The 24,802-nt window shown below is 62.4% G+C and carries 26 protein-coding genes; 12 read left to right on the top strand and 14 right to left on the bottom strand.

Features of this window, described 5'->3' with window-relative positions:
* Nucleotides 1-235: 235 nt before the first annotated feature.
* Complete coding sequence (locus MF4836_RS14725; RefSeq protein ID WP_078470884.1) at nucleotides 236-1,258, bottom strand: transporter; 1,023 nt, start codon at nucleotides 1,256-1,258, stop codon at nucleotides 236-238.
* Between the two features lie 417 nt (nucleotides 1,259-1,675).
* Here MF4836_RS14725 and MF4836_RS14720 point away from each other — a divergent pair, with 417 nt between their 5' ends.
* Nucleotides 1,676-3,301, top strand: coding sequence for a methyl-accepting chemotaxis protein (locus tag MF4836_RS14720; protein ID WP_078470883.1), 1,626 nt, complete (start codon nucleotides 1,676-1,678; stop codon nucleotides 3,299-3,301).
* A gap of 111 nt (nucleotides 3,302-3,412) precedes the next feature.
* Nucleotides 3,413-3,859: a hypothetical protein gene (locus tag MF4836_RS14715; protein WP_078470882.1), complete on the top strand. Its 447-nt coding sequence runs from the start codon at nucleotides 3,413-3,415 to the stop codon at nucleotides 3,857-3,859.
* 15 nt (nucleotides 3,860-3,874) lie between these two features.
* On the opposite strand, the gene MF4836_RS14710 is transcribed toward MF4836_RS14715, so the two are convergent.
* On the bottom strand, nucleotides 3,875-5,062 hold the full coding sequence (locus MF4836_RS14710; RefSeq protein WP_078470881.1) for a GAF domain-containing sensor histidine kinase: 1,188 nt from the start codon (nucleotides 5,060-5,062) through the stop codon (nucleotides 3,875-3,877).
* 190 nt (nucleotides 5,063-5,252) lie between these two features.
* Nucleotides 5,253-5,570 carry a PepSY domain-containing protein gene (locus tag MF4836_RS14705; RefSeq protein WP_078470880.1) on the bottom strand — a complete coding sequence of 106 codons (318 nt, stop codon included), beginning with the start codon at nucleotides 5,568-5,570 and terminating at the stop codon, nucleotides 5,253-5,255.
* Between the two features lie 151 nt (nucleotides 5,571-5,721).
* Between MF4836_RS14705 and MF4836_RS14700 the strand changes: the two genes are divergently transcribed.
* Entirely contained in the window at nucleotides 5,722-6,609 is an 888-nt protein-coding gene (locus MF4836_RS14700; protein WP_078470879.1) for a sterol desaturase family protein, read from the top strand.
* A 1-nt stretch (nucleotide 6,610) separates the two neighbouring features.
* On the opposite strand, the gene MF4836_RS14695 is transcribed toward MF4836_RS14700, so the two are convergent.
* A complete protein-coding gene (locus MF4836_RS14695) occupies nucleotides 6,611-7,309 on the bottom strand; it encodes a helix-turn-helix domain-containing protein (protein ID WP_078470878.1) in 699 nt (232 codons plus the stop codon).
* 2 nt (nucleotides 7,310-7,311) lie between these two features.
* Nucleotides 7,312-8,439 carry a glycerophosphodiester phosphodiesterase gene (locus MF4836_RS14690; protein WP_078470877.1) on the bottom strand — a complete coding sequence of 376 codons (1,128 nt, stop codon included), beginning with the start codon at nucleotides 8,437-8,439 and terminating at the stop codon, nucleotides 7,312-7,314.
* Between the two features lie 341 nt (nucleotides 8,440-8,780).
* On the opposite strand from MF4836_RS14690, the gene MF4836_RS14685 reads away from it, so the two are divergent.
* On the top strand, nucleotides 8,781-9,116 hold the full coding sequence (locus tag MF4836_RS14685) for a DUF2025 family protein (RefSeq protein ID WP_078470876.1): 336 nt from the start codon (nucleotides 8,781-8,783) through the stop codon (nucleotides 9,114-9,116).
* 12 nt (nucleotides 9,117-9,128) lie between these two features.
* Here MF4836_RS14685 and MF4836_RS14680 read toward each other — a convergent pair whose 3' ends face one another.
* A complete protein-coding gene (locus MF4836_RS14680; RefSeq protein ID WP_078470875.1) occupies nucleotides 9,129-9,452 on the bottom strand; it encodes an antibiotic biosynthesis monooxygenase family protein in 324 nt (107 codons plus the stop codon).
* Entirely contained in the window at nucleotides 9,449-10,168 is a 720-nt protein-coding gene (locus MF4836_RS14675; protein WP_078470874.1) for a CTP synthase C-terminal region-related (seleno)protein, read from the bottom strand. The genes MF4836_RS14680 and MF4836_RS14675 overlap by 4 nt, the downstream gene beginning before the upstream one ends.
* Before the next feature lie 25 nt (nucleotides 10,169-10,193).
* Here MF4836_RS14675 and MF4836_RS14670 point away from each other — a divergent pair, with 25 nt between their 5' ends.
* On the top strand, nucleotides 10,194-11,141 hold the full coding sequence (locus MF4836_RS14670; RefSeq protein ID WP_078470943.1) for a LysR family transcriptional regulator: 948 nt from the start codon (nucleotides 10,194-10,196) through the stop codon (nucleotides 11,139-11,141).
* A 4-nt stretch (nucleotides 11,142-11,145) separates the two neighbouring features.
* On the opposite strand, the gene MF4836_RS14665 is transcribed toward MF4836_RS14670, so the two are convergent.
* The 4 genes from MF4836_RS14665 to MF4836_RS14650 form a co-directional block, all read right to left on the bottom strand.
* Entirely contained in the window at nucleotides 11,146-11,688 is a 543-nt protein-coding gene (locus MF4836_RS14665; protein ID WP_078470873.1) for a DUF1003 domain-containing protein, read from the bottom strand.
* 89 nt (nucleotides 11,689-11,777) lie between these two features.
* A complete protein-coding gene (locus MF4836_RS14660; protein ID WP_078470872.1) occupies nucleotides 11,778-13,097 on the bottom strand; it encodes a methyl-accepting chemotaxis protein in 1,320 nt (439 codons plus the stop codon).
* Nucleotides 13,098-13,459: 362 nt separating this feature from the next.
* A complete protein-coding gene (locus MF4836_RS14655) occupies nucleotides 13,460-14,530 on the bottom strand; it encodes a diguanylate cyclase (RefSeq protein WP_078470871.1) in 1,071 nt (356 codons plus the stop codon).
* 210 nt (nucleotides 14,531-14,740) lie between these two features.
* Entirely contained in the window at nucleotides 14,741-15,349 is a 609-nt protein-coding gene (locus MF4836_RS14650) for a TetR/AcrR family transcriptional regulator (protein ID WP_078470870.1), read from the bottom strand.
* A gap of 210 nt (nucleotides 15,350-15,559) precedes the next feature.
* On the opposite strand from MF4836_RS14650, the gene MF4836_RS14645 reads away from it, so the two are divergent.
* Nucleotides 15,560-16,618, top strand: coding sequence for an MBL fold metallo-hydrolase (locus tag MF4836_RS14645; protein WP_078470869.1), 1,059 nt, complete (start codon nucleotides 15,560-15,562; stop codon nucleotides 16,616-16,618).
* Nucleotides 16,619-16,700: 82 nt separating this feature from the next.
* On the opposite strand, the gene MF4836_RS14640 is transcribed toward MF4836_RS14645, so the two are convergent.
* Both MF4836_RS14640 and MF4836_RS14635 read right to left on the bottom strand, forming a co-directional pair.
* On the bottom strand, nucleotides 16,701-17,018 hold the full coding sequence (locus tag MF4836_RS14640; RefSeq protein ID WP_020295700.1) for a helix-turn-helix domain-containing protein: 318 nt from the start codon (nucleotides 17,016-17,018) through the stop codon (nucleotides 16,701-16,703).
* A gap of 128 nt (nucleotides 17,019-17,146) precedes the next feature.
* Nucleotides 17,147-17,917: an AraC family transcriptional regulator gene (locus MF4836_RS14635; protein ID WP_078470868.1), complete on the bottom strand. Its 771-nt coding sequence runs from the start codon at nucleotides 17,915-17,917 to the stop codon at nucleotides 17,147-17,149.
* 114 nt (nucleotides 17,918-18,031) lie between these two features.
* Between MF4836_RS14635 and MF4836_RS14630 the strand changes: the two genes are divergently transcribed.
* The 5 genes from MF4836_RS14630 (at nucleotide 18,032) to MF4836_RS14615 (ending at nucleotide 22,683) form a co-directional block, all read left to right on the top strand.
* The gene (locus tag MF4836_RS14630) at nucleotides 18,032-18,847 is read left to right on the top strand and encodes a sulfite exporter TauE/SafE family protein (RefSeq protein WP_078470867.1); all 816 of its coding nucleotides are present in this window, start codon (nucleotides 18,032-18,034) and stop codon (nucleotides 18,845-18,847) included.
* A 131-nt stretch (nucleotides 18,848-18,978) separates the two neighbouring features.
* Nucleotides 18,979-20,214 (top strand): hypothetical protein, encoded by a 1,236-nt coding sequence (locus MF4836_RS14625; RefSeq protein ID WP_078470866.1) that lies wholly within the window; start codon nucleotides 18,979-18,981, stop codon nucleotides 20,212-20,214.
* A gap of 46 nt (nucleotides 20,215-20,260) precedes the next feature.
* Nucleotides 20,261-21,088, top strand: coding sequence for a hypothetical protein (locus MF4836_RS14620; RefSeq protein ID WP_078470865.1), 828 nt, complete (start codon nucleotides 20,261-20,263; stop codon nucleotides 21,086-21,088).
* A 27-nt stretch (nucleotides 21,089-21,115) separates the two neighbouring features.
* Nucleotides 21,116-21,451, top strand: a complete 336-nt coding sequence (locus MF4836_RS35020; RefSeq protein ID WP_153050237.1) for a hypothetical protein — start codon at nucleotides 21,116-21,118, stop codon at nucleotides 21,449-21,451.
* Nucleotides 21,452-21,501: 50 nt separating this feature from the next.
* Nucleotides 21,502-22,683, top strand: a complete 1,182-nt coding sequence (locus MF4836_RS14615; RefSeq protein WP_078470864.1) for a hypothetical protein — start codon at nucleotides 21,502-21,504, stop codon at nucleotides 22,681-22,683.
* On the opposite strand, the gene MF4836_RS14610 is transcribed toward MF4836_RS14615, so the two are convergent.
* Nucleotides 22,680-23,672 (bottom strand): hypothetical protein, encoded by a 993-nt coding sequence (locus tag MF4836_RS14610; RefSeq protein ID WP_078470863.1) that lies wholly within the window; start codon nucleotides 23,670-23,672, stop codon nucleotides 22,680-22,682. The genes MF4836_RS14615 and MF4836_RS14610 overlap by 4 nt on opposite strands.
* Before the next feature lie 223 nt (nucleotides 23,673-23,895).
* Between MF4836_RS14610 and MF4836_RS14605 the strand changes: the two genes are divergently transcribed.
* Nucleotides 23,896-24,741: a tetratricopeptide repeat protein gene (locus tag MF4836_RS14605; protein ID WP_238596150.1), complete on the top strand. Its 846-nt coding sequence runs from the start codon at nucleotides 23,896-23,898 to the stop codon at nucleotides 24,739-24,741.
* Nucleotides 24,742-24,802: the final 61 nt, after the last annotated feature.

Raw genomic sequence — 24,802 nt, 5'->3', positions numbered from 1 at the left:
ACAGAGAGACTGCGTCAGGTCAGTGTTTGTGCGATTGGGGAGGGCCGCTGATCTGAATGGGCCTTTCTGCATACCGTTTCAGACTCCGTGGTCATCGGGGGGTATGGGGTGTCACGCAGGGCCAGCGCAGCCTCGCGGGCTCGGCAGCGGCTACGGGGCTTGTGGCTCCGGCCGGGGCAGGTGCTGTGGTGGTCAGAGGGTGATGAGGGGGCATCGGGGGCCAGCGGGCGTTGGCTCAGTAGTCCTGGCGTTTGCGAAAGGCCCAGCGGCCGGCGAACAGGGTGAAGGTGGCGACCAGGGCCACCAGGATCCAGAAGCCTTCGGGGTCTGCGGAAAACGGAATGCCGCCTACGTTCATGCCGAAAAAGCCGGCGATGATGTTGATCGGCAGCGCGAGCACGGTGACCACGGTCAGGGTGAACAGGGTGCGGTTGGTCTGTTCGTTGAGGTTGGCGGCGATTTCTTCCTGTAACAGTTTGATCCGCTCCCCCAGGGCCGTGAGGTCGTTGATGATCAGCGCGAACTCCTCGGTGGATTTGCGCAGCTCCTTGACGTCCTCCTTCTGCAGCCATTGCGGCGGCCGGTTGAGCAGCCGCAGCAGCGAGCCCGGCTCCAGTGCCAGCAGGCGTTGCAGGCGCACCAGCACCCGGCGCATGGCCCCGAGTTCGGCGCGGTTGGTGGAGACCCGGGCCGCCAGCAGTTGGTCTTCGATCTGGTCCACGCTCTGGCTGGTCTTGCGCACGATCTGGGTCAGTACCTCGCCCTGGTCGCGCAACAGGTGCACCAGCAGTTCCAGGGGCGAGCGAAAGCGCTCGCCGGCCTTGACCGAGGAGCGCAGCTTGTCCACCGAGTGCAGGGGTTGCAGGCGGGCGCTGACAATCAGGCGGCTGCGGGCGCAGACCCACAGGGTCGATATATCCGATGAGACCATGCTGCTGAAGTTGAACACCACGTCGTTGACCACCGCCAGCAGTGCCGAGTCCACATGCTCGATGCGGGTGGAGCGCGAGCCTTCATGCAGCGCTTCGAAAAACTCTTCAGGCAATTCCAGGTGAGCCTTCATCCAGCGCTCGCAGGCCGCGTGGGCCAGGTTCAGGTGCAGCCAGAGAAACTCTTCACCGTCCCCCGCTTGTTTCAGGCATTCCAGGGCCTTGGCCGAGTCCAACTCGCGGCCGGCTTGCCCCGGGAGAAAACTGAAGCCGTACAACAGGCCGAACAGATCGGAATCACGATGGCTTTGGTCGATGCTGTGGTTCATGGAGTCTCGCTGGAGGGAAGCCATGCAGGCAGTGTGAAAACTACTGCGTTTGGCAATACTGCGTTAAAAACAGGCTCGGAATGCTCATTTACAGCCAGTAAACTCCGCTTCCTCGCCTGTTTTTGCCTTGTCTTGCCTTCACTCGCTACGTTTTCACACAGCCTGCACCTGTAGGCGTTTTACAGGTTCACTTGGGCTTTATCATCGCAAGGCTTTTTGATGTTTTTGTGACAGTTTCAGGTGCAGAATGCGCGCCCTGCTACCGGTGGTCGGAGGCGCTCAAGAAAGCCTGCTGCGCGCCGATCACGCTCACAGCAGTCGAGCATCGGCCCGTCGTCGATTGCCCTGACAGGGATGTCTGTGTGCCACCCACGTCCATTTCGGATGTGTTCCATCCCTGCCATGAGATCTCATTTGATGTTCTTGCAAAAATCCCTGCGCGCGCAAACGCTCGCCTTGTTGAGCGGCAGCCTGTTTGCGATGTTGTTGATCGCCCTGGCGTGTTTCAACTTCCTGTCCAATGGTGTGCAAAGTTATCGCAATCTGATCGAGGGGCCGCTGCACACTTCGCAGCTGATCGACGAGGCCAACCTGCAGTTCAAGAGCCAGGTCCAGGAGTGGAAGAACGTCCTGCTGCGCGGCAAACAGCCTGAAGAGCGCAGTAAATACTGGAAATTGTTCGAAGACCGCCAGAGCGATGTCCAGGGCATTCTGGGCCAGTTGGCGATGGCCCCAGGTGTCGACGCGCAGTTGAAGAGCCAGGTCGAACGCCTGCGCGAAGAGCATCGCCAGCTCGGTGCGGCCTATCAGAAAGGCCGCGATGCCTATGTGGCGGCGGGTGCCGATCCGGCGGCCGGCGATGTGGCGGTCAAGGGTCTGGATCGCGCTACCAGCGAGCAGATGAGTGAGTTGGTCGGCCAGTTGCGCAAGCAGGGCGACCAGCAGTCGCTGCTGATCAGCGCTGGGGCCGAACGCACCATCTGGATCGGGATTCTGGTGATGCTGGCGTCGGGCCTGATGATCGGCCTGTTCAGCCTGTGGCTGGTCAACCGCAACCTGGTGCAGCCGATCCGCACCCTGATCGAGTATGTCGCGCAACTGAGCCAGGGGCGTTTTGCCGAACGTGTCGCCAGTGACCGCCAGGACGAGCTGGGCCGCTTGGCCATGGCCGCCAACACCCTGCGTGATTTCCTCGCCGACACCTTCAGCCGCCTGCAACGCAGCACCTCCGACCTGGACAGCGCCAGCGGCGAGTTGAGCTCCATTGCCGGGTTGATGGCCCAGGGCACCAATGAGCAGTTCAACCGCACCGACCAGGTGGCCACGGCCATGAACGAGATGTCCGCCACGGCCCAGGAAGTGGCGCGCCACGCCGCCGATGCGGCGCGCGCGGCCGACGATGCCGATCACTCGGCGCAACAGGGCGAACAGGTGATGCAGGGCACCATCCACACCATCACCCTGATGCGCGGCGAAATCGCCAACACCGCGAAGGTCATTCGCCAGTTGGAAACCGACAGCGGGCGCATCGGTAAAGTGCTGGAGGTGATCCGCGGGATTGCCGAACAGACCAACCTGCTGGCGCTGAATGCGGCCATCGAGGCGGCCCGCGCCGGTGAGGCCGGGCGTGGTTTTGCGGTGGTGGCGGACGAAGTGCGCAGCCTGGCGCAGCGCACGGCGGCCTCGATCATCGAGATCAACCAGATTATCCAGACCGTGCAGACCGGCGCGGTGGACGCCGCCCAGGCCATCGAAAGCGGCCAGTCGCGCAGCGAGCAGAGCGTCGAGCAAGTGACCCAGGCCGGGGCGATGCTGGAGCGGATCACCGTGGCCGTGGAGGCGATCCGTGACATGAACCGCCAGATTGCCACGGCCGCGGAAGAGCAAACCTCGGTGGCCGAGGACATTTCGCGCAACCTGACCGAGATCACCAGCATCGCCAGTACCAATCTGGACAACGTGCAGCGCACCGAAGCGGCAAGCCGCAACCTGCATGGCTTGTCGGGGCAGTTGAACGAGGTCACCGCGCGCCTGGGCAACTGACCGCCGCGCCTTGTGTATCGGCCTGCTTACCAGGTCGGTACACAGTCACTCTCAAGTTGGCCGGGCTGGCGTCGATGGTAGGGCAAACCCCAACTCACGAGGCCCATGCCCATGGTCAGTATCAGCTCCGTTTCCATTACCCAACCCCAGGTCACCACCCGCAAGCTGGCGACCAGCGCCAGCGATGAGGCCAGCAGCTCCGGGACCGGGGTTGCCTCGGCCAGTGCTGCCTCCGGCGACAGCAGCAAGGCGGCCGGTGCGTCGGGGGCTGCGGCGTCCGGCGGCAGTTCCAGCAGCAGCGACGAGTCGGATGCGGTCAAGGCGCTGCGCAAGCAGATTGCGCAATTGCAGAAAGAGTTGCAGGAGCAGCAACAGCAGCTGCAGGCCGCCCAGGCCAGTCAGGACAGCAAGGATGCCAAGGCCGCCGCGGTGGCTGCCGCGCAATCGCAGATCGCCTCCACCAGCGGCTCGCTGCAGACCGCCACCGCCGCACTGCTGCAAGCCTTGCAGGATTCGAGCAGCAGTTCGTCCGGCTCGCTGGTCGACACCACGGCCTGAGATCAGGCCCGGGTTTCAGGCCCGAGTTTCAGGCGCCAGGGGCAGGCTGAAGGTGAAGAGCGTGCCGTGCTCGGCGCTTGAGGCCAGGTCCATGCGCCCGCCGTGGGAGCGGGCGATCTGGTCGGCGATGTACAACCCCAGGCCCAGTCCGGCTTGCGGCGTGTCGCTGGCCGGGCGCGAGTACGGCTGGAACAGGTAGGGCAGGATAGCCGGGGGAATCTGCCCCGGGTTCTGCACCGCCAGCATAAACACGCCCTCACGCACTTCGGCCCTGACCTGCACCGGGCCTTCGGGCGCGCCGTGGGTGATGGCATTGGCCACCAGGTTGGAGAGCAGTTGCGCGACCCGGTCGCGGTCGCAGTAGATGCCCTGCAAATCGCCGATCACACACTGGATGAGGCGCTCCGGGTGCACGCTCTGCACTTCCGCCACCACGTGATGCAGGGTTTGCTCCAGATCCTGGCTGGACGCGATGTTCAGTGTGATGCCGGGCCCCAGGCGTCCCCGGGCGAAGTCCAGCACGTCTTCGACCAACTGTGCGGCGCGCCGTCCACAGTTGAGAATGTGCTGCACGATCGGGTCGGTGGCCGGGTTCGGGTGTTTGCGCAGCAGGCGTTCGGCACCGACATTGATCGCAAACAGCGGGTTGCGCAGGTCATGGCCCAGCACGGCAATGAATTGCTCGCGCAGCTCGGCGGTCTGGCGCTCCTGCTGCAGCGCGGCTTCGGTCTGTTGCTGGCTTTCTTCGGCCTCGATCTGCAGCGACAGCAGGCGCGCGAACGACTCCATGGTGCTCTGGATGGCGCTGGCCTTGAGTGCCGCCGGGCTCGGGTCGAGGGCGCAGATGGTGCCGAAGAAGCTGCCGTCGGTGCGAAACACCGGGACCGAGATATAGCTTTCGAAGCGGTACAGGCGTGGGGTGTGGTGATTATGGTAGTGCGGGTCTTCGCTGGCCTTGTCGATCACGACCGAGACGTGGGCCGAGCGGATTTCGTGGCACAGGGTGGTGACCAGGTCCAGTTCGCCGCCGACCTTGAGGCCGAACTCCAGGTCATCCAGGACTGCGCAGGCGTGCCACGAGGTATCGGTGACCCGGGCCACCGCGGCAAAGCGCAAGCCGGTCATTTCACGAATCACCTGCAACATCGCCGGCACTGCGCTGATCCGGCCGATGGTGGCGATGTCGGCTGCTGTCTGCCCCATTTCATTCTCTGCACAAAAGGCGCGACACCTTATGCGCCGCCGAACCTGGGTGTGATTCTAGCGAGCTGACGCGGGTGGGTGGCAATTTCCTTGGGCCCCCGGCGGATTTGTTTATGGCGCCGGTTTGCCAGCGGCGCGCCACAAAAAAGCCGCGCGTCCCTGAGGACGCGCGGCCTTTATGTCGGTTGCCTTATTGGTCTTGCTTATTGCTCAGGACCTTGCCGCTCTTGGCGTCCAGGTCGATTTCCCATTTCACGCCTTTGGCATCGCGCAGTTCCACCTGGTACACGTAGCCGGCTGCGGCGGAGTGTTCCAGTTCGGTGTCGGTGATATTGGCGGCGGTGGTGCCGGGGTGTTGGGCCAGGGCGGTCTGGTTGAGTTTTTCCAGGTCCATGATGGTGCCAGCCTTGAGCAGCCCCGGAATCAGGTCGGGGCGAACGTCAGCCTGGGCCAGGCCAGCGGTCAGGGTCAGGGCGGTAGCGGCGAACAGGGCAGTCAACGTTTTCATCTGTGTATTCCTTGAAGTGAACTGTTTAAGTGGCCTCAGGTTAGCCGCTCGAACTTAACTCACCCTTAATTTGGCGCAACCTTTGCGCCGTTTGTTCAATTCCGTGACGGCGCCGGCTTGCATGCTGCGGGCTCGATCACGGGAGAACCTTATGAAAGGCTTGATGGGCAGTATCTATGCACCGTTGTTCTGGTTTGGCTTTATCGGGGCCGGGGTGTGGCTGGTGGGAGAGGGCGGGGTTGCACCGGGTTGGCTGGCGCTGTTGTTTGTCGGTGCGCTGGGGGTGTCGTTCATGGCCGAGTGGTGGCTGCCCTATGAGCCCTGCTGGAACCGCCCGCGTCAGGACCGCCTGCGCGATGTGCTGCATGCGTTGGTCAATGAAAGCCTGAACGCCCTGGGCCTGCTGCTGGTGCCGGGGCTGGTGGCGCTGCTCGGCCATGACGGCCTGTGGCCTCAGGCCTGGCCGTTGTGGTCCCAGGTGCTGCTGGCCATTGTGGTGGCCGATTGCGGAATCACCCTGGCCCATTACGCCAGCCATCGCCTGCCGCTGCTCTGGCGCCTGCATGCGGTGCATCACAGCGTGCAGCGCTTGTATGGCTTCAATGGCTTGATGAAGCACCCGTTGCACCAGTTGGTCGAAGCAACGGCCGGGCTGTTGCCGTTGCTGGCGCTGGGCCTGCCGTTGCAGGTGGCGCAGTTGCTGGCTTTTGCCATCGCCATCCAGCTGTTGTTGCAGCACTCCAATGTCGACATGCGCCTGGGGCCGTTGCGCTGGGTGTTCGCCTGGGCGCCGATGCACCGCCTGCACCATATGAAGTACGGCCGCGCCGGGGATGTGAATTTCGGTTTGTTCTTCAACCTGTGGGACTGGCTGCTGGGCACGGCGTTTTACAGCCATGAATACCCGATTCGCGACGGCGACCTGGGCATCGGCAGCCGCCCGGATTTTCCGGTGGATTACTGGCCGCAGTTGCTCGACCCCTTCCAGGCGCCGACCCTGAGTCGCGAGCCGCAGGTGCCGCCGCCGTTGCGCCGTTGAGTCATTCCAGCAGGCGCAGCTCAATGCCTTGCAGGGCCTGGCGTGCGGTCACGCCGAACAGCGCCTTGAGGGTCCGTGAGAAGTGCGCCGAGTCGGCAAAACCGGCGCCATGGGCGGCGTCGGTCACCGACTTGCCAGCCAGTACCAGAGCCATGGCCAGGCGCAGCCGGCGCCACAGCACCAGGCGCCGTACCGGCAACCCGACCTGGCTGGCAAACAGCCGCTCCAGCTGACTCAGGGAAAGATGGGCATGGGCCGCCAGTGACGCCGCCGGCACCTTGCCGACCAGGGCCGCGTCAAGCGCCGCCAGCGCCCGTTCGATGCGCGGATCCTGGATCGCCTGGCGCGGGCACTGGCGCAAGGCCTGGTCCAGTCCGGGCAGCGACAGTTCGGCATTGCGCACGGCGTCTTGCAGCGCCTGGGCATCGATCAGCAAGGGTTCGGCATAGACCGTGAGCACCACGCCCGGTGCCTCGATGATCGCGTGGCTGCGCATCGCCGGAACAAACAGCTGGCGCCCGGTGTGCAGGGCGCCGTCAAGGCTGATGGTGAGTGGCTGTTCCACGGCCAGGAGCAACTGATGAGCGTAATGGGCGTGGGGCGTGGTACGCCCCAGCTCACCGTGGATCAAGCCATAGTCACGGCCGAGCCACAGTTGTCCGGTCCACTCGGCTGCCGGCAGCCGCCGCCCGCTGCCCATGCTCAGTAACCGTTGGCTTCGAGCAGTTGCGCGATGCTGGCGCCAGCCGGGCGCTTGACGTACTTGAGCAACTCGCTCGTGCGGTTGGTGAAGATGCCATCGACGCCGGCATCCAGCACCTGCTTGAAGTCCACCGGTTCATCGACGGTGTAGGCGTGCACCAGCAGGCCCTGGTCATGGGTGTACTGGTTCATCCAGGGCTGTACCAGGTCGGAGTAACTCTGGTCGCCCAGGTCACTGAGCTGGGTCGAGGGGCCGGTGCCGATGGCGCCCTGGGCCTTGGCGTAGTCGACCCAGCGCTTGAATTCGGCCTCGTCCTTGGGGTGCTGTTTGGCGTAGAAGGCAGCCTTGGTTTTTTCGCCGCTCTCGGCAAAGGTCTGCCGGGATTGCGCTTCGATGCTGCCGGCACCGACCCACAGCAACAGGATCTTCGGCACCCGTGGCATCTCTTTTTGCAGCAGCTCCAGGCTGTGTTTATCGAAGGTCTGCAACACCACCTTGCCTTTGCCCTGGCCGACCGCCAGTTCGCTTTTGGCCAGTTTCGAACCGGCCGGGCTCAGCCAGCCGCGGTCCTGGAGTTTTTCCCGGAGGTCGCGTTCGATGCCGGGAAACTGCCTGGGCTCCTTGGTCTCGATGTACAGCCCGGGTTTGTGTTGCGGGTTGCCCTGGGCGATGTCGATGATTTCATCCAGGGTCAGGATCTTCAGCCCGACGTAGGCGGGGCGCGCTCGGTCCGGGTAGGCCTGGTTGAACCAGCTGCCGGCATCCAGGGTTTTCAGTTCGGCCATGGTGAACTGGTTGGCCGGGCTGTCCTTGCGTTCGGGAAATTTGCTGGCGACGTCGGTGGTGCGTTGCAGGTTGTTGTCATGCAGGGCAAACAGCACGCCGTCCTGGCTGCGCTGCAGGTCCATCTCCAGGTAGTCGGCGCCCAGGTCGCGGGCAAGCCGGTAAGACGCCGCCGTGGACTCCGGCGCATCGAACGAAGCCCCCCGGTGGGCGATCACCGCCGGGTAAGGAATGCCATTGCTGGCGGCCAGTGCGGCGGGCTCCCGCTCGCTGGCAGCCTGGGTCTGGCCGAAGCCAAGCAGCAGGCTCAATAACAGGGCGCTGTGGGTGAAGGTGACCGGCATGCTCGAAGTCCTTTCGTGAGGGCATTGGCAGAGGCCTCTCTTTTAACAACTGCGGCGCGCCAGTGCTATCGCGGCAGCGACATAAAAGCGCCCCCTGCGACTAATGCCAGTCAGTTAAGGACGATCGCTGTACTCGCCACAGGTTATTTTGTGCTCGCTCTATCGCTTAACTGATCGGCATTACCCCCCTGCGACTTTTTTTCCACACGTTTGTGCAGCGCTTTGCAGTACTCTTGGGCCCTGCAGTTTCCCCGTCAGAGGGAAACCTCGAACATTCTTTTTCTTGCCCGGCGTGTAAACCATCGACCACGAGTCCTGCGGGACCCTCAGTGAGGTTTACCATGCGCATCACTTCCGAGCTTATCTGTCAGGCTGCCGACCAGCTCAAGGGCTTTGTCGGCTTCAATCGCAAGACCGGCCGCTACATCGTGCGTTTCAGCGAAGACTCCTTCGGCATGGACGTTGCGGACGACGCCATCATCCCCACCTGTGAATTCGTCTGGGCCCTGGGCAGCGGCCCGGCCATGACCCTCAGCCGCGAGCTGATCCAACTGCTGCTGGACCAGAACATCGATGACCGGATCAACATCACCGAACCCCTGCGGGTGTACATGCGCCGCGACGACATGCCGGAGATTTCAGCGGTGCGCAGCCTGGTCAAGCACGCCCACGGCTGAGCCGGACCTGCCTCAGCGTTCGAACCCATAAGCGCGCTCGACCTTGCACACCCGGGTGTCGAACGACGCGTACCAGTCGCGGCGCCCGCGCTCGCGGGTGGCGCTGTGTTCGGCATGTTGTTTCCAGGCCAGGATCGCCGCCTCGCTGGCCCAGTACGACACGGTGATGCCAAAGCCATCCTCGCCGCGGGCCGATTCCACGCCGAGAAACCCGGGCTGCTGTTGCGCCAATTCGAGCATGCGTGTGGCAGCGATCTCGTAGTCGGCGTCGAACTCGCGGCGCTGGGAGCTGAAAATCACCGCGTAGTAGGGCGGGGCGGGTGTTTGTCCGATCATTGGCGCGGCCCCCGGCAGGCGTTGAGCAGGGCACTGACCAGAGGCGCAACGCTGCCGGCCAGGGCGGCGCGTTCCGGCTGGAACAGGGTGCCGATAAAGAACGGATGGCCTGCAAGCTCCACCGCCCGCAGATCGCCCGCCGCGTCATGGCCCACCGCATGCAGGCCCTGGCTCAGCAGCAGGGGGGCCAATTGCGGGTTGAGTCCGTAGCGGCAGTGATACCCCTCCTCGATCTTCAGGGTTGAGTAGACCTGGGCGATCTGGCTGCCTTCCTGCAAATAAACGGTGCCGCGGACCTCGACCAGGGCACAGCTCAACGGCGAGAGCACGGCGCGCTCGGCCTGTGGCGCAATCTCGCCGTGCTCGGCATCGCTCCAGCCCAGGGCATGACGTGCGTACTCCAGCAAGGCATGTTGAAAGCCGGCACAGGTGCCGAGGAAGGGGCGTTGTTGTTCGCGGGCAAAGCGAATCGCCCGCATCGCACCCTCGTAGCTGCGATAGGGGCTGCCCGGTACGCACCAGAAACCATCGAAACGCTCCAGCGGCGTGCCTGCATCTATCTGTTCAGTGGCCAGCCACTGCGCCTCGACCTTCAGGTCAAGGCTGGCGGCGGACAGTTCCAGGGCCTTGGGGATGGCTTGGTGGGCGGTAATCTGCGGGTCGTAGTCGCCGATCAGGGCAATGCGGACGGGGGGCTGGGGCGTGGTAACGGGCATGCTCGAACTCCGGTGGGGCCAAGGCTTGTTGATTGCTGGACGCCACTATAGATTGGCGTCCACGCAATCAATATTGGCGTTTACCCAAGTGTTCAATGCAGCCACGCACTATCAACTGGACTACCCCGATCTCGCCCTGATCCTTGCCCTGGTCCGGGGTGGCTCGCTGGCCCGAGCCTCGGCGCTGCTCAAGGTCGATGTGTCGACCGTGTTTCGCGCCGTACGCCGCTTGGAGGCGGCCCTGGGTCAGCAGCTGTTCGACAAGAGCCGCGCCGGCTACCTGCCCACCAGCCTGGCCCAGGCCCTGGCGCAGCAGGCCGAGCGCGCCGAGCAGGCACTGGAAGCGGCGCGGGTCGGTGTCGAGCAGGGCGGTGAAGTCATCAGCGGCACGGTACGCCTGACCTGTACCGACTCGGTATTGCAGGGGTTACTACTACCGGCCCTGGCGCGCTTCATGCCGGCCTACCCGGCGCTCGCGGTCGAGCTGTGCACCTCCAATGATTTCGCCAACCTCAGCCGTCGCGATGCCGACATCGCCTTGCGCCTGACCCGCACGCCGCCCGAGCACCTGGTGGGGCGGCGACTGGGGGCGGTGTCTTATCGGGTCTGCGCCAGCGACGCCTATCTGAAAACGCTGGCAAGTGTGGATCTGGAGCGGCTGACCTGGATCGCTCCGGACGATTTTCTCCCTGATCACCCGACGGTGGCCTGGCGCCGCCAACAGTGGCCCGGGGTGCGGCCTGCCTATCGCTGCAACAGCATGTTGTCGGTCAGCGAACTGGCTCGCGCCGGGTTGGGGGTGGCGGTGTTGCCGGACTTCCTGCTGGGCGAGGGCTCCGGTTTGCAGCCCTTGAGCGAGGCCTTGAGTGGCTGCGATACCGCCTTGTGGCTGCTGACCCGGCCGGATTGCCGCGCATTGCGCTCAGTGGTGACCTTGTTTGATGAGTTGGCGCGGGGCGTGCGCCTGCCTTGACGCCTCAGGCCTGTGGCGGTTCCTTGCGCACAAAGTGCTGGTGCATTTCCGTGGTCAGGCTTTCGATGCGTTCGGTCAACTGCTTGGTCATCTGCGTCAACTGAGTGTTCTGCTCCAGTAGCTCAAGCAACTGTGCGGTGTTTTGCGCGGCCTGGGCCTGGCGGTCGGCGTTGGCCACCGCGATGGCCTCGCGGTGTTGGGCATCGGCGTCGGCCTGGGCCTTATCGCGTGCCGCCTGGCGGGTTTGCGCCAGCAGGATCAGCGGCGCGGCGTAGGCAGACTGCAGGCTGAACGCGAGGTTAAGCAGGATAAACGGGTAGACGTCGAAGGTGGTCACGCCGGCCAGGTTGAGGCCGATCCACACCAGTACGATCAGGGTCTGGGCCCCGAGAAAGGTCGGGGTACCGAAAAAACGCGCAAAGGCCTCGGCCTTCAGGGCAAAGGTATCGTTGCCGAAGGTACTGGTGAGATGAGCGTGAGGACGGTGAAAGCGCAGGTGGTCGAGGGGGGCGGTAGGGCTGGCGGCTTCAGGTTTTTTCGGGCTCATGGGGTTCTCTGCAATGCACTGGGACGTTGGGCGACTATAGCCCTGTCAGGCATTGCCCGATGCCTTGGATGGCATCGGGCCGGCGCGAATTAGAGCGCCTTGCGCTCGCTGGCGAACATGCTCACCGCTTGCACTGCTTCGCTGGTGCCATCACGAATCTGCAGGATCACCGTGCCTGCCTGGTCGGCCAGGCCGACGCCCTTGGAGGCTCGGTCCCGGGTGCCTTGCATGCTTTTGATGGCTTGCTGGGTCTCGTTCTGGATCACGTCGATCATCGCGGAAATTTCCGCGGTCGAGCCACTGGTGCGGGCGGCCAATTGCCGGACCTCATCAGCCACCACGGCAAATCCTCGGCCTTGTTCCCCGGCGCGTGCCGCTTCGATGGCCGCGTTGAGCGCCAGCAGGTTGGTCTGGTCGGCAATCGCGCGGATGGTGTTGACGATGGCGGTGATTTGCTCGGAGCGCTCGCCGAGTTGGGCAATCAGACTGGACGAGCCCTCGATGTTCTCGGCGATATGGCGCATTTCACTGGCGGCCTGCTGGATCACTTCGGTGCCCTGTTCGGCGACTTTCCGGGTGGCAACCGAGATGTGGTAGGCCTGGGTGGCACTTTGCGCGTCCCGTTCGTGCTGCTGCACCATGGCCGTGACGTCGGAGGCGAATTTCACCACTTTGCACAGACGCCCGCTGGCGTCATACACCGGGTTGTAGTTGGCCTCCAGCCACAGGGTCTGTCCGCGCTTGTCGACGCGTTCGAACTGACCGCTGAACAACTCGCCCAGATTGAGCCGGCGCCAGAAGTCCTGGTAGGCGCTGCTGTTGACCAGTTCTGCCGGGCAGAAAATCCGGTGGTGCTTGCCCTTGAGCTCGGCCAGGCTGTAGCCGAGGCGATTGAGGAAGTTCTGGTTGGCACTGAGGATGTTGCCCGAGAGATCGAATTCGATCACCGCCATCGCCCGGTCGATGGCGTCCAGTTTGCCCTTGGCGTCGGTTTCCTGCTGGATCCTGATCGTCACGTCGAGAGCGTATTTGACCACCTTCACCACTGCGCCCGAAGCGTCGCGGATCGGGTTGTAGCTGGCCTCCAGCCAGACCGAACGGCCCTTGCTGTCGAGACGTTCGAAGGTTCCGGACTCGAACTGGCCATTTTTCAGGCGGCTCCAGAGCTCGCGGTACTGATTGCTGCGGGTAAATGCCTCGGTACAGAACAGGCGATGGGGCTGGCCGATCACCTGTTGCTCGCGGTAGCCCATGGTCTGGAGAAAGTTGTCATTGGCGCGCAGCACATTGCCGTCAATGTCGAATTCCACCACCGCCATCGAGCGCTCGATGGCGTCGAGCATGCTGGCTTGTTGGGCGACGGTTTGCTGCAGGTTCTGGATGGTCTGGTTATGGCGTTTGAATAGCATGGTCGCGGGTGCTCAGTGGGAAAAACGGGGAAGTCGGTCCCTGTTCAAGTTCGCCTGCATACCGAAGCCTCGGGTGCCTCGGCATTGTCTGCTGATATCAGCGTTCCATGACTGACATAAAGCAAGGATGGATGTGATGCACGGCCGCGGTTTTTCCTCGGGTTTTCGCCATTTGTATAAGACGACGCACCTGCCAGGCAATTTAGGAGCACCAGGTGACAGTACGCGATCCATGGCGGCGACAGTTTGGGGTCTACGCGATGACATCATTATGCTGGCTAGCGCCAGGAGAAATCCAAATAAACTTGTACAAATAAATACAAAACGGCCTTTTTGTACAAGTTTTTGACGGGCGGCAGGGCTCAGGCCAGTTTGGCCACGGGGTAATCCTGGGTGGGTTCGGCGCTGGCGATTTTGTTGCGGCCGGTATTTTTGGCTCGGTACAACGCCTTGTCGGCCTCGTTGAGCCAGGTGGCGGCATCGTCGAACCGGGGATGGAACGCTGCCAGGCCAATGCTCAGGCTGACCCGCAATTGCGGCACTTCGCTGTGGCGGTAGTTGCTGAACACCTCACGCAGCCGTTCCATCACTTCAGCGGCCTGATGCAGTGAGCGGCTCGGCAGAATCACGCAGAACTCATCGCCGCCGTAGCGCCCGGCCAGATCGTTCTCTCTCAGATTGCGCCGCAGATCACTGCTCAACTGGCGCAGCACGGCGTCGCCGACGATGTGGCCATAACTGTCATTGATGCTCTTGAAGTGATCGACATCAATCAGGGCAATCGTTGCCTGAGCCTGCTGTTGTCGACATTTGTGGAACTTGATGTGCAGCAGGTCTTTCCAGGAGCCGTGATTGAGCAGGCCGGTAAGGCTGTCGATCCGGCTCAGGGCGCTCAAGGCGCGCTTGTGCTCGGACAACTTGATTGCCAATCGGTAGCACACCATGCCCACGGCCAGGGGGTAGAGGGTCAGCATCGGCAGGCACGCGTAGATTTGCGCAGTACTGGCGTGGTTGACGAACCCCGGGCCGAACAGCATCCAGGAAATCAGTACTCCACCCAGTTGGGCCAGCGCACCGCGGATCAGCAGGCGTTTGCCGCCCGCTGCGACATTGTTCATCGCCATCATCGCGAGAATGGTCACCGTCGGTAGAGGGTTGAACTGCATGGTGGCGGCCCAGAAGCCGCCCAGTACCGAGTCGTACAGCAGATTGCGGCGCTCGGCCTGGTAGGGAAAGCTTGAACGGGTCGACAGCTGGTAGGCGATGTGCGGCCAGACGAAGCCATTGAAGATCAGCAGCACCCAGACCCAGTTGGGCATCGGCAGTGGGTAGAGCGCGGCGTATACGCTAAGGCAGCCGATCCCCAGGCCGACAATTCTTGGCATATAGATTCTTTTGGCAAATGACAGCCCTTTGCCGCGTTGGTTTTCCATTTTTCCCTGCACCGAATTGCTCTGAATCACTCGAGTGTTTATCCGATCGAACCGTTTATCGGATAAGCGCGGTGAATATTGTCATTTATTCCACGCAGAATAATCAGTGTCCTTCGAAGCCATTTCATTGCGGAACCCCCTATCTGGGCGGTGTTCAAGCAGCGGGGCGGCGAATCCGTGGGGCTATATGGCAGAAGGTGCCGCTCGGGCTCAGAGCTGGTAGCACGCCAGAAACATATCCAATGCCGACTCGATGACCGCTACCTGCTCCGTGGGCGGCAGGGCAGGCTGGCCCTGGGAGACTTGAGGCCAGAAGGCAAAGGCCTTGAGCAACCCGTGGATCTGGTGGGCGGCGAACTCCGGGGCCAGGGGTTTGAGTCGGCCATCATCGAGCGCCGCACGGATCCACTTGGTCAGTCCTTCCTCACGCTCCCCCAGGCGCGCGACCATGTTTTGCGCACGCTCGGGGGAGTGGATGGTGGCGGCTATCGCCACGCGCGCCAGATCGAGGAAGTTGTCGTCGGCGAGCATGTGCATCTTGGCCTGCAGCAGCTCCTGGAGTTGCTCGCGCAGAGGCCGATCCTGGCGGTAGACGGTGTCTGATTCGGCGCAGATGCTGGTCCACAACTTATGCAGGATTTCGGCAAACAACTCTTCCTTGCTCGGGAAGTGGTTGTACACCGTGCGCTTGGAAACACCGGCCGTCGCGGCGATCTTGTCCATGCTGGTGATTTCGAAACCGCTGGCGCGGAATTCGCTGATCGCCGCCTGGATGATGGCTTCGCGTTTTCGGTCGGTGAGGCGCGTTGGAGCTGTCATAAGTGAGGTTCAAGGCTGATGGGGGGAAATTGCACCGGGCAGTTTACTTCTTCTGCGTGTTGTTGCAATCTAGAAACTACACTGTGCAGTGTAGTTATTGTCTGGAGAAAGCGCAGAACAATGATTGTCGGCTGACGCGTGCGTGCATTGGCCATTTCATCCCGCAGAGCATCATCGGAACCACGCCGCGTTCCTTGGAGTCACTTGGTCATGGCCACTCTTTCTTCCCGCGCCAACGGCGCTAATCGCCTTGAAACCTCGCGCCAGGAACAAGGCGCCTATCGCAATCACGCTCCGGTACAGCGTGAAGGCTTGCGCAAGACGTTGCGGATTTTCTGGAACATGCTTTTTCATAAACCGCGTAATACCCGTCCGGCCGGAGCTATCCCGGTACAACCATTGAGCCGCGAGCAGTTGCTGGCTGCGCCCAATCACAGTGTGTTTCGCCTGGGGCATTCGACCGTCCTGTTAAAACTGCGTGACAAGTTCTGGATCACCGATCCGGTATTTGCCGAGCGCGCATCGCCGGTGCAATGGGCCGGGCCGAAACGTTTTCATCAGCCGCCCATCAGCCTTGAAGAGTTGCCGGCGCTCGAGGCGGTGATTCTGTCCCATGACCATTACGATCATCTGGATCATCAGACCGTACTCAAGCTGGCGGATAAAACCCGCTGCTTCCTGACGCCACTGGGAGTGGGCGACACCCTGATCAAATGGGGAGTGCCCGCCGACAAGGTGCGCCAGTTGGATTGGTGGCAGGGCACCGAAGTGGCCGGCATCCGCTTTGTCGCGACCCCTTCGCAGCACTTTTCCGGACGCGGGCTGTTCGACGGCAACAGCACGCTGTGGGCTTCGTGGGTCATGCTCGACGGCGCTACACGGATCTTTTTCAGTGGCGACACCGGTTACTTCGATGGTTTCAAGCGCATCGGCCAGCAGTACGGCCCCTTTGACCTGACCCTGATGGAAACCGGCGCCTACAACGTCGACTGGCCCCATGTGCACATGCAACCGGAGCAGACGTTGCAAGCCCATATCGACCTCAAGGGTCGTTGGCTGCTGCCCATTCATAACGGAACGTTCGATTTGTCGATGCACGCCTGGTATGAGCCTTTCGACCGCATCCTAGAGTTGGCCTGGGAGCGCAGCATCGCCATCACCACGCCGCAAATGGGCCAGGCCTTCAACCTGGAGCAGCCCCAGCGCGGTACGCCCTGGTGGCTGGACGTGGAAAGTATCGCGGCCCCGGCGCCCCTCAACAGCCTGTAACGCCCGTCAATCAGCACTTGCCGCAGGGGCATGCGGCAAGTGCTGCCGCAGTTGCCCCAGGCCCGCTGAATGCGTGGCTGGATCACTCAATCATGGCGTAGTCAGACCGTTCCTTGGGGTTGGGGGTGGCGCCGCGGATATTCATGCCACGGCCGGGCGAGAAACCGGGGAAGAACACCAGGCCCTCGGCCTCGAGGCAAAACGCCAGGGCCAGGCGGGTTACGTCGCGCAATTCGAAGCCAGCTTCGAAGCGCTGGATGGCCTGTACCGAGACGCCGGATGCTTGAGCCAATTGCTCCATGTCCCAGCCCAGCAAGTCGCGGGCCTGGGTGCAGTGTTCCGGGGTGAATTGATAGAGCGCGATACGTTCCAGGGTGATTTTCATCGCGAGGGAAGCCATGGTTTTCTCCGGGAGGATGACAGGTGGTTCGCTAAAGTACTGTTTATTTGTACAGTTGTTTGGCGCCCGAATCAAACTCATTTTCAGCCTGGGGCCCGGCGGTTCGTGACAAGGCTTTTCCCGGGGCTCTAAAGCGGGTGGTTCAGATAGGTCGAGGGGGCTTGCCCCAGTACGCGGCGGAACATGGTCGAGAATGCCGCCGGGCTGTCGTAGCCGAAATCCATCGCGATCCGCGTCACCGGCTCCCCGGCGGCCAGGCGTGCCAGGGCCAGGACCACGCAGGCGCGCTGTCGCCATTGGCCGAAGTTCATGTCGGTCTGTTGGCGAAACAGGCGATTGAAGGTCCGCAGGCTGATGTGCAATTGCTCGGCCCAGCGTTCCGGCGACTGATGGGCATTGGGGCGCTGCAGGAACGAGCGGCACAACTCCAGCAGGCGAGCGTCGGCCGGCAGGGGGATATGCAGCGGCAGGCGGGTAGTGCGCGCCTGCTCATGCAGCAGCAGGCTGACCAGTACCCCATCACGGCCGTCTTGCTGGTACTCCAGTGGCATCTCGACCGCCTCCAGCAGCAGTTGGCGCATCAAGGGCGAGACACTGATCACCTGGCACTCGCTGCCCAGCAACGGTGCGCGTGCCGGTTCGATGTACAGGCTGCGGGTGCTCACCCCGAGCATCAGCACCTCATGTTCGACCTGCGGCGCGATCCACACCGCGCGCTGCGGCGGCACCACCCAGTTGCCGTGGCGGGTGCTGACCTGCATGACCCCGGTGGCGCCATACAGCAATTGGGCACGGCGATGACTGTGGCGCGCCAGCAGATAGCCGTCGGGGTAGTCGGTGCCAATCGCCACCACCGGGCGCGGCGTGTGGTCCAGTTGGTTGATCGAAATATTGCGCATCCAGGCACCGTCCGGCAGTTGGCGTAAACGCGAATAGTATTGGCTGGCTTACGCAAGCAAGCCAAGGGTCTGCGCTCTATCGTTCGCGTTCTTTCTGCTGATGGACGGTGTTCGATGCTCTATTTACTCCTCGCACTTTTTGGCTGCCTGAGCGGTGTCACCGCGGTGCTGTTCGGGTTTGGCGGCGGCTTTGTGGTGGTGCCCTTGCTCTATCGCCTGCTGCTGGCCAGTCATGGCAGCGACAGCGCGATCAGCCAGTCGGCGATGCAGGTGGCGGTGGCCACATCGACCTGCGTAATGATCGTCAACGCGCTGCTCGCCACCTTCAAACACCGGCGCGCCGGCAACCTGCTCCGCGAGTATGTGTGGCCCCTGGGTGGCTATATCGGGCTTGGCGCGGTGTTCGGTGCGCTGGCCGCGAGCTGGGTGGATGGCGAGGTGATTCGCTACGCCTTTATCGCCTACCTGGGTTTGACCATCGCCGACTGCGTGCTGCGTCGCGGCTGTCTACAACCCTCAGCCAACGCCACGCCGCGCCTCCTGGGGCCGGCGCGGACGGCCGGCAGCGGCCTGGGGATCGGTGTCATTGCAACCTTTCTCGGCGTGGGCGGCAGCGTCATGACCGTGCCCCTGTTGCGTCGTTGCGGGCTGAGCATGACCCAGGCCACCTCCATGGCCAACCCGCTGAGTGTGCCGGTGGCCCTGGCCGGTACCCTGACTTACCTGGTGCTGGCCGGGTTCAGCGATTTCGACCTGGGCCCCTGGTTTATCGGCTATGTCGACCTGCTGGCGTTCACGGTGCTGACCCTCGGCTCGTTGTTGGGTATTCGCCTGGCGTCGCCGTGGATCGGGCGGATCGCCGATCGCCTGCATGCGCGGGTGTATATCGGCCTGTTGCTGCTGGTGCTGTTGAGCATGTGCTGGCAATGAATCCGCTGGCCCGACGCTTGAATCTTTAACGCGCCAGCAGTCGATTCTGCCGGCCAACCTCGCCATACTTCAGCGCCGTTATCAGGCAGGCAGGTCTCGTTCCTGTCACCCCCCTGTTCAAGGAAGGCTGAATGTACAAAGGACGCTTCGGTTGGCGCGCACTCTGGGTTGCCATGGCGCTGCTGGCATTGTTGGTGGTGATTGGGTTGTGGCCATCTCGGCAGGCGCGGCCGGTGGACGGGTTGTATACCGGGACCCTGGACAGCACCCCGATCGTGCTGCAACTGGACCTGAGCAACCCGGCCAAGGTCAGTGGTCGCTACTTTGCAAAAAACGCCCTGCATGATCAGCGCTTTGCCGGCACGCTCGAAGCCGACCAGTTGCTGCTCGAGGAGCACGCCGAGGATCGCTACACGCCCTCTGCGCGGATGCGCCTAAAAAAAATCCCCGATGGTCGCTGGCAGGGCCAGTGGATGAGCGCTGAAGGACGGCAGACCCTGCTGACCCTCGATCCCGCTCGGGTCGACCCGCCACAGGCCGAGGCACAGCCGGTGTTCACCGAGACCTACCAGGCATCGCCCTACGATTTTCTGCGTTTGCAATGGCTGCAGCTAACGGCCGGTGAGCCGGTGGAGTACATGGGTTACAGCCTGCAATGGTGGACCGAGCCGACCTCGAAAATAAAAATGTTCGAAGTGCTTTCAGGCTATACGCCCGAGGAGCGCGAGCGGATCAACCAGCACCTGCGCCAGCGCCTGTGGTCCGAAGTGGCGGCGCATTTCACCTGCCTGGCCAAGGTCGGCGCTGATGACAGTTATCACCAGGCCAGTACTTCGGTCACGTTGCTGACCCCGGAGATCGTCAGCGCCAGCTTTTACATCGCCCGGCGTTGTGGCGACGAAACCCCCGACGAGGGCGAGCAGCCGGTCAACCTCGACGCCCACAGCGCTCAGCCGCTGTTTCTGGAAGACGTGTTGTGGGTGGGCCAGGGTCCGGCGATGAATGTGGGTGACCGGCGGCGCCAAGCTGACGGGCACTTGCCAGAAACGCAGGCCAAGGCCTTCGACGATTACCGTAGCCAGGTGTTTGCGCCCTGGCTGGTGGCACAGTTGCAGAGCCTGTATCCGCAACCCATGCTGGCCCCGGAAGAGGCCGATCGAGTCTGTGATTTCAATAACCCCAGCCACTGGCGGAACCCGGCCTGGTACTTCACGCCCCAGGGCCTGTACCTGTCGCCGGTCTACCCGGAAAAACTGCAATGGTGTGGTGGTGTGGTCTGGTCGGTGCTGCCGTACCCGGTGTTGCAGCAGTATCCGGGCAAGGCCGGGCTGAAGCTGCCGGAGCCAAGCCTGTATGCCCGGCCCTGATCCCATCGCACCGTGGCCTGCGGCCTCTTTATTCAAGGATCATCCAATGCTCAAGGGCCTCTTGCGCCAGCTGTCACTGGCCGCCGTGTTGTGTTTTGGGCTGTGCAGTTCGCTGTGGGCGGACGAAGGCCCCCGGGTCTACCGCGGCACCCTGGGCAAGATGCCGATTGTCCTGATGCTTGATAGCTCCAATGACAACGAGGTGAACGGCCGTTACTTCTACCAGAAGTACCACCTGGACCTGGTGCTCAATGGCCACCGCGACGGGCAACTCATCAGCCTGGTCGAAGGCGATGACCGGGGCGGGGATGGCAAGGAGCTGCCACACCTGCGCTTGCGCGAGACTGCCAGCGGCTTGCGGGGGCAGTGGCAAAGCCCCGAGGGCAAGCAACTCGAGGTCGATGTGAGCCTGGCCCAGCTGCCGCCCCTGCCCAGTGATGCTTTGCCGTACCTGGCCACGCTCTACACCGGTGCGCCTTATGAATACCTGCGGCTGCAGGGCCTGACCCTGCAACCGGGCAAGAAACAGGTGTTCATGGGCTACACCCTGCAGTGGTGGCGCGAACCGCAGTCCAACGTCAGCCTGTTCGAAGTGGTTGAAGGTTACCCAACTGAGCAGCGCACACGGATCAATCAGCAACTGATGACGCGTCTGTGGCGCGACGTGGAGCAATACCACGAGTGCCGGCTCAATGGCGGCGAGGCAGCGGTTTACGAGCAGCAAGCTCGCCCCAAACTGCTGAGCCCGGCGTTGCTCAGTGTCAGTATTTCCAGGAGCTGGGATTGCGGCGGGCCGCACCCGGACGAAACCGAGGCCGGATTCAATCTGCAGGTGGACACCGCCCGGGAACTGACCCTGGAGGACCTGTTGTGACTCGGTGAGGGCCGGGCATTTCGCTACGTGCGAGATGAGAATGGCTGGGGCGAGGAGGAGTCCGATGTCGACTCCAGCGGTTTTGCCGAGTATCGCCGGCAGCGTCTTGCCCCCTGGCTGATCAGCCAGCTTCAGGCCCTTAACCCCCAGGGCCTGACCCCTCCAGCAAGCGATCAGGAGGGTTGCGACTACAGCAATGTGGAGCGCTGGGTGTACGTCAATTGGTACCTGGGAATAGAGGGATTGCATGTGCTTCCGGCTTTTTCCCACAGCGAGGGCGGGTGCCGGGCTCCGGTGTGGAGCGTATTGCCCTACAGCCTTGTCAGGCAGCATCCCGGTCGCCTGGCGTTGCCATTACCCTGAATCGCTTATTTCATCTGCCGGGCGCCTGCTCGTTTTTCAAGGACCGTTCAATGTTCAAAGGACTGCTGCTGCGGACCTGTCGCTTCGCGCTCTACTCGATGTTGCTGACGGCCCCGGTCTGGGCCAGCGAGGGCAAGCAGGTATTCACCGGCACCCTCGGCCAGGCACCGATTGTCGTCGAGCTGTTCGAGGACATGGCGGGGGATGTTCAGGGGCGCTACTTCTACCGCAAGTACCACAAGAACCTGCGCCTTGAGGGCAAGCGCGAGGGCGATGCCCTGGTGCTGGAGGAAAGTCGCTGGGGCAGCAGCGGCGCCCACCCCGGTTTGCGCCTGGAACCTTCGGCCAAGGGCTGGCAAGGCGAATGGAAAGGCGCCGATGGCAAGAGCCTCAAGATCGAATTGAGCCCGGCGCGGATCCCGCCACTGCCGGCCGAGCCGATTCCGTACCTGGCCTTGATGCACGACATGGCGCCCTATGATTACCTGCGTTTGCTGGAGCTCAAGCTCAAGCCCGGTAAAAAGCAGAACTTCATGGGCTACAGCCTGCAATGGTGGAGCGAGCCCGAATCCGGCGCGACCCTGTTTGAAGTGGTGGCCGGTTACCCGCAGCCGGCGCTCAAGGCCATCAACCTGCAGCTGTCGAGCAGCTTGTGGCAGGCGGTGGTGGCCTATCACGGCTGTCTGCTGGCCGGCGGTGACGAGGGTTCTTTCGAGCAGACGGCCAAGCCGATGCTGCTGACGTCCTCGGTGATCAGCGTCAGTGTCAGCCATGAGTTCATGTGTGGCGGCGCCAGCCCCAATCAGGATCAGTTTCCGATCAACCTGGATGCCAGCACGGGCCGACCCCTGACCCTGGAGGACGTGATGTGGATCGCCGAGGGCGAGCCGATTCACTACGAGGAGTTCATGCCAGGACGCGACCATTACCCGGCCGAAATCACTGACGCCTACTACGACTATCGCAACACCCTCTTCGGTCGCTGGCTGGTGGGTTACTTCCAGGAGTTGTACCCGCGGCAGATGAAAGACAACGGCGAGCAGGGCGGTTGCGACTACGACAATGAGCAGCGCTGGAAATTTGCCAACTGGTACTTCACCGTCAAGGGCCTGTATTTCAACCCTGATTTCGTCCAGGCGGCCTCGGCCTGCCGTTGGCCGAGCTGGAGTTACCTGCCGTACTCCATCGTCAAAAAGACCCCGGGCGGGGTCCCGTTGCACCTGCCTGACTAAGAGCCTGTGGCTGACTGCGCCTTGAGCCCCGGGGCTTCACGAATGATGAAGTGCTCGAGGCTCTCGATATTGGCGCTGAACACCTCGAACGTCTGATCGGGGCTCTTTTTGCTCGGCACCTGCTTCAGCTCCGGCGTCACCCCGTAAAAGAAGCAATACAACTCCCGCTTGCTGTCGATGGCGTGCTTGATCTCCTCGAGGAAAGCGTTGCGCTTGCGGTAGTTGTCGATCAGTTTCTTGCTCAGGTAGACATTGACCGAATAAGGCTTTTTCTTGGCGTCGGTGTCTTTCTTGAGCCAGACCTTTTGCTCGAAATCGATGCGAAAGCTCAGGTTGTAGTCCTTGATCTCCTTGATCCTGCCCCAGTAGATCAAGCCCCTGTTGTCTTGCAGGTACTCGATCTTCTTGAAAAACGTGGCATAGGACGCGCTGTGCTCGCCGATCTTCAGCGGCATGCGCTTGAGCAGCTCCTTGTCGTCGATATTCGACACAAAGCATTCCACCGGATGGGCGAAGACGCTGGTTTTATCCGGCGCAGTGTCTCGAGCGGTGTAGGGCGTATCGCTGCGGGAGGCGGGCGCGGGAATGTCCTGAGGGGCGTGGACTGCTTCGGTCCGGGCGGCAGGCTTGCGCTGGTATTCGCGGCGGGCCAGCAACAGCTCGGACGGGAAGTGCTCTTCACGCGCGTCCTCGTTCTCGCTGCTGTCCAGTTCGCCAGCCAGCGTCCTGCTGCCATAAGGGCAGCCCTCTATATGCAGGGTGCCCGGCAGGTTCTTGAAGTGCGGGGTGCGGATGTAATTGATGTTCTTTGCGTTGAAGGTACCCAAGCCGTTGCCGGCCTCGAACGCGCTGCGGCAGGCATCGTTGGGGCACTGGAACTGTTCTTTCGCCGAGTCGAAGGCCAGAGTCTCGTCGAAATTCAGATCGCGCACGTCATAGATCGACAACTTGTCGTCGAGGCTGATGCAGTAGGCGAGGTCGAATTTCATGGGGCCGGATCCTTGAGCGAATAGCGCCTTTTATAGCGGTAGCACCGGTTGGCTGCACGCATTCTTTGCATGCCGTGCCCGATCAACCGGATCGGCTGCCTTGCTGGCGAACAAGCAGGGCGAGTAGGCTCTGTCCACCCCGGATCATCACGCATCCGCCGTTGTACCCACCTTTACAAGGACGTTGCTTATGACGCGCTGCCCACGCTGGTTGCTCTATGTGATGCTCGGCTTTACTTCCCTGACCGCGCATGCGGCTCAAGCCGACGATGCACTGCCTTTCACTGTCGAGGCTGCCGAGGGCTATGAGCAGGAGATGGCGCTGATCAAAAAGGCCGACGAAGGCGATGTCGCCGCAGCCTTTAACCTGGGTTACACCTATTACACCCAACAGAATTATCCCGGTGCCATACGCTGGTACGGCAGGGCTGCGGAGCTGGGCAACGACCGCGCGGCCTTCGAGATCGCGATCATTTACCGCGACGGCCTGCTCGGCGAGCCCGACCAGAAGAAAATGATCAAGTACCTGACGCTTGCCACCAAACACGGCCTGGACCTGGCGCTCATGGAACTCGCCGCCAGCCATTTGCAGGGAACCGGCGTCAAGCAGGACGTGAAAACCGCCATGTACTTTTACGAACAGGCAGCCCAAAAAGGCAATGCCGAAGCCCAGTTCGCCTTGAGCAAGCTGTATTGGAGCGCTGACCGAGGCGTCGAGGACGCCTTCGCCTCGGCCGATGGGCAACTCGATGAATGGGACGCGCGTTACAGCAGCGACGATCGCAAAGCCGGGTATTGGCTGTGCCAGTCCGCCCAACAAAACTATGCCCCCGCGCAGTACGCGCTGAGCTACGCCTACGGCTTTGGGCAAGGGGATATCCCCCTGGATCAAAAACAGCGAAAACTCTGGCTGCACAAAGCCGCTGCCAATGGCTCGGAACAGGCACAGCAGGAGATCGCCAACTCCAGCGTCGCCTGGTACACCGCCGCCGAGCGCTGGGCCAAGGAGTTGTTCGAGACCACGCCTGAGCCGACATGCCCGAATGATGCAGGGGTGTTGAAGGGCTGAGGTGCTTAAGGCTTCGGGCTGTAATCGCCCAGCGACCGAGCCGACCGCCCATAAAAAAGCC

Origin of the sequence: Pseudomonas sp. MF4836, from assembly GCF_002018875.1 — a bacterium.
Taxonomy (GTDB): Bacteria; Pseudomonadota; Gammaproteobacteria; order Pseudomonadales; family Pseudomonadaceae; genus Aquipseudomonas.
The sequence above is the reverse complement of the archived record's forward strand: the minus strand, read 5'-3'. Positions and strand labels throughout refer to the sequence as shown.

What these genes read in the sequence shown, in the direction of transcription:
- MF4836_RS14725 (WP_078470884.1), bottom strand. Translation starts at nt 1,258, where the DNA reads ATGAACCACAGCATCGACCAAAGCCATCGTGATTCCGATCTGTTCGGC.
- MF4836_RS14720 (WP_078470883.1), top strand. Translation starts at nt 1,676, where the DNA reads ATGTTCTTGCAAAAATCCCTGCGCGCGCAAACGCTCGCCTTGTTGAGC.
- MF4836_RS14715 (WP_078470882.1), top strand. Translation starts at nt 3,413, where the DNA reads ATGGTCAGTATCAGCTCCGTTTCCATTACCCAACCCCAGGTCACCACC.
- MF4836_RS14710 (WP_078470881.1), bottom strand. Translation starts at nt 5,062, where the DNA reads ATGGGGCAGACAGCAGCCGACATCGCCACCATCGGCCGGATCAGCGCA.
- MF4836_RS14705 (WP_078470880.1), bottom strand. Translation starts at nt 5,570, where the DNA reads ATGAAAACGTTGACTGCCCTGTTCGCCGCTACCGCCCTGACCCTGACC.
- MF4836_RS14700 (WP_078470879.1), top strand. Translation starts at nt 5,722, where the DNA reads ATGAAAGGCTTGATGGGCAGTATCTATGCACCGTTGTTCTGGTTTGGC.
- MF4836_RS14695 (WP_078470878.1), bottom strand. Translation starts at nt 7,309, where the DNA reads ATGGGCAGCGGGCGGCGGCTGCCGGCAGCCGAGTGGACCGGACAACTG.
- MF4836_RS14690 (WP_078470877.1), bottom strand. Translation starts at nt 8,439, where the DNA reads ATGCCGGTCACCTTCACCCACAGCGCCCTGTTATTGAGCCTGCTGCTT.
- MF4836_RS14685 (WP_078470876.1), top strand. Translation starts at nt 8,781, where the DNA reads ATGCGCATCACTTCCGAGCTTATCTGTCAGGCTGCCGACCAGCTCAAG.
- MF4836_RS14680 (WP_078470875.1), bottom strand. Translation starts at nt 9,452, where the DNA reads ATGATCGGACAAACACCCGCCCCGCCCTACTACGCGGTGATTTTCAGC.
- MF4836_RS14675 (WP_078470874.1), bottom strand. Translation starts at nt 10,168, where the DNA reads ATGCCCGTTACCACGCCCCAGCCCCCCGTCCGCATTGCCCTGATCGGC.
- MF4836_RS14665 (WP_078470873.1), bottom strand. Translation starts at nt 11,688, where the DNA reads ATGAGCCCGAAAAAACCTGAAGCCGCCAGCCCTACCGCCCCCCTCGAC.
- MF4836_RS14660 (WP_078470872.1), bottom strand. Translation starts at nt 13,097, where the DNA reads ATGCTATTCAAACGCCATAACCAGACCATCCAGAACCTGCAGCAAACC.
- MF4836_RS14655 (WP_078470871.1), bottom strand. Translation starts at nt 14,530, where the DNA reads ATGGAAAACCAACGCGGCAAAGGGCTGTCATTTGCCAAAAGAATCTAT.
- MF4836_RS14650 (WP_078470870.1), bottom strand. Translation starts at nt 15,349, where the DNA reads ATGACAGCTCCAACGCGCCTCACCGACCGAAAACGCGAAGCCATCATC.
- MF4836_RS14645 (WP_078470869.1), top strand. Translation starts at nt 15,560, where the DNA reads ATGGCCACTCTTTCTTCCCGCGCCAACGGCGCTAATCGCCTTGAAACC.
- MF4836_RS14640 (WP_020295700.1), bottom strand. Translation starts at nt 17,018, where the DNA reads ATGGCTTCCCTCGCGATGAAAATCACCCTGGAACGTATCGCGCTCTAT.
- MF4836_RS14635 (WP_078470868.1), bottom strand. Translation starts at nt 17,917, where the DNA reads ATGCGCAATATTTCGATCAACCAACTGGACCACACGCCGCGCCCGGTG.
- MF4836_RS14630 (WP_078470867.1), top strand. Translation starts at nt 18,032, where the DNA reads ATGCTCTATTTACTCCTCGCACTTTTTGGCTGCCTGAGCGGTGTCACC.
- MF4836_RS14625 (WP_078470866.1), top strand. Translation starts at nt 18,979, where the DNA reads ATGTACAAAGGACGCTTCGGTTGGCGCGCACTCTGGGTTGCCATGGCG.
- MF4836_RS14620 (WP_078470865.1), top strand. Translation starts at nt 20,261, where the DNA reads ATGCTCAAGGGCCTCTTGCGCCAGCTGTCACTGGCCGCCGTGTTGTGT.
- MF4836_RS14615 (WP_078470864.1), top strand. Translation starts at nt 21,502, where the DNA reads ATGTTCAAAGGACTGCTGCTGCGGACCTGTCGCTTCGCGCTCTACTCG.
- MF4836_RS14610 (WP_078470863.1), bottom strand. Translation starts at nt 23,672, where the DNA reads ATGAAATTCGACCTCGCCTACTGCATCAGCCTCGACGACAAGTTGTCG.
- MF4836_RS14605 (WP_238596150.1), top strand. Translation starts at nt 23,896, where the DNA reads ATGCTCGGCTTTACTTCCCTGACCGCGCATGCGGCTCAAGCCGACGAT.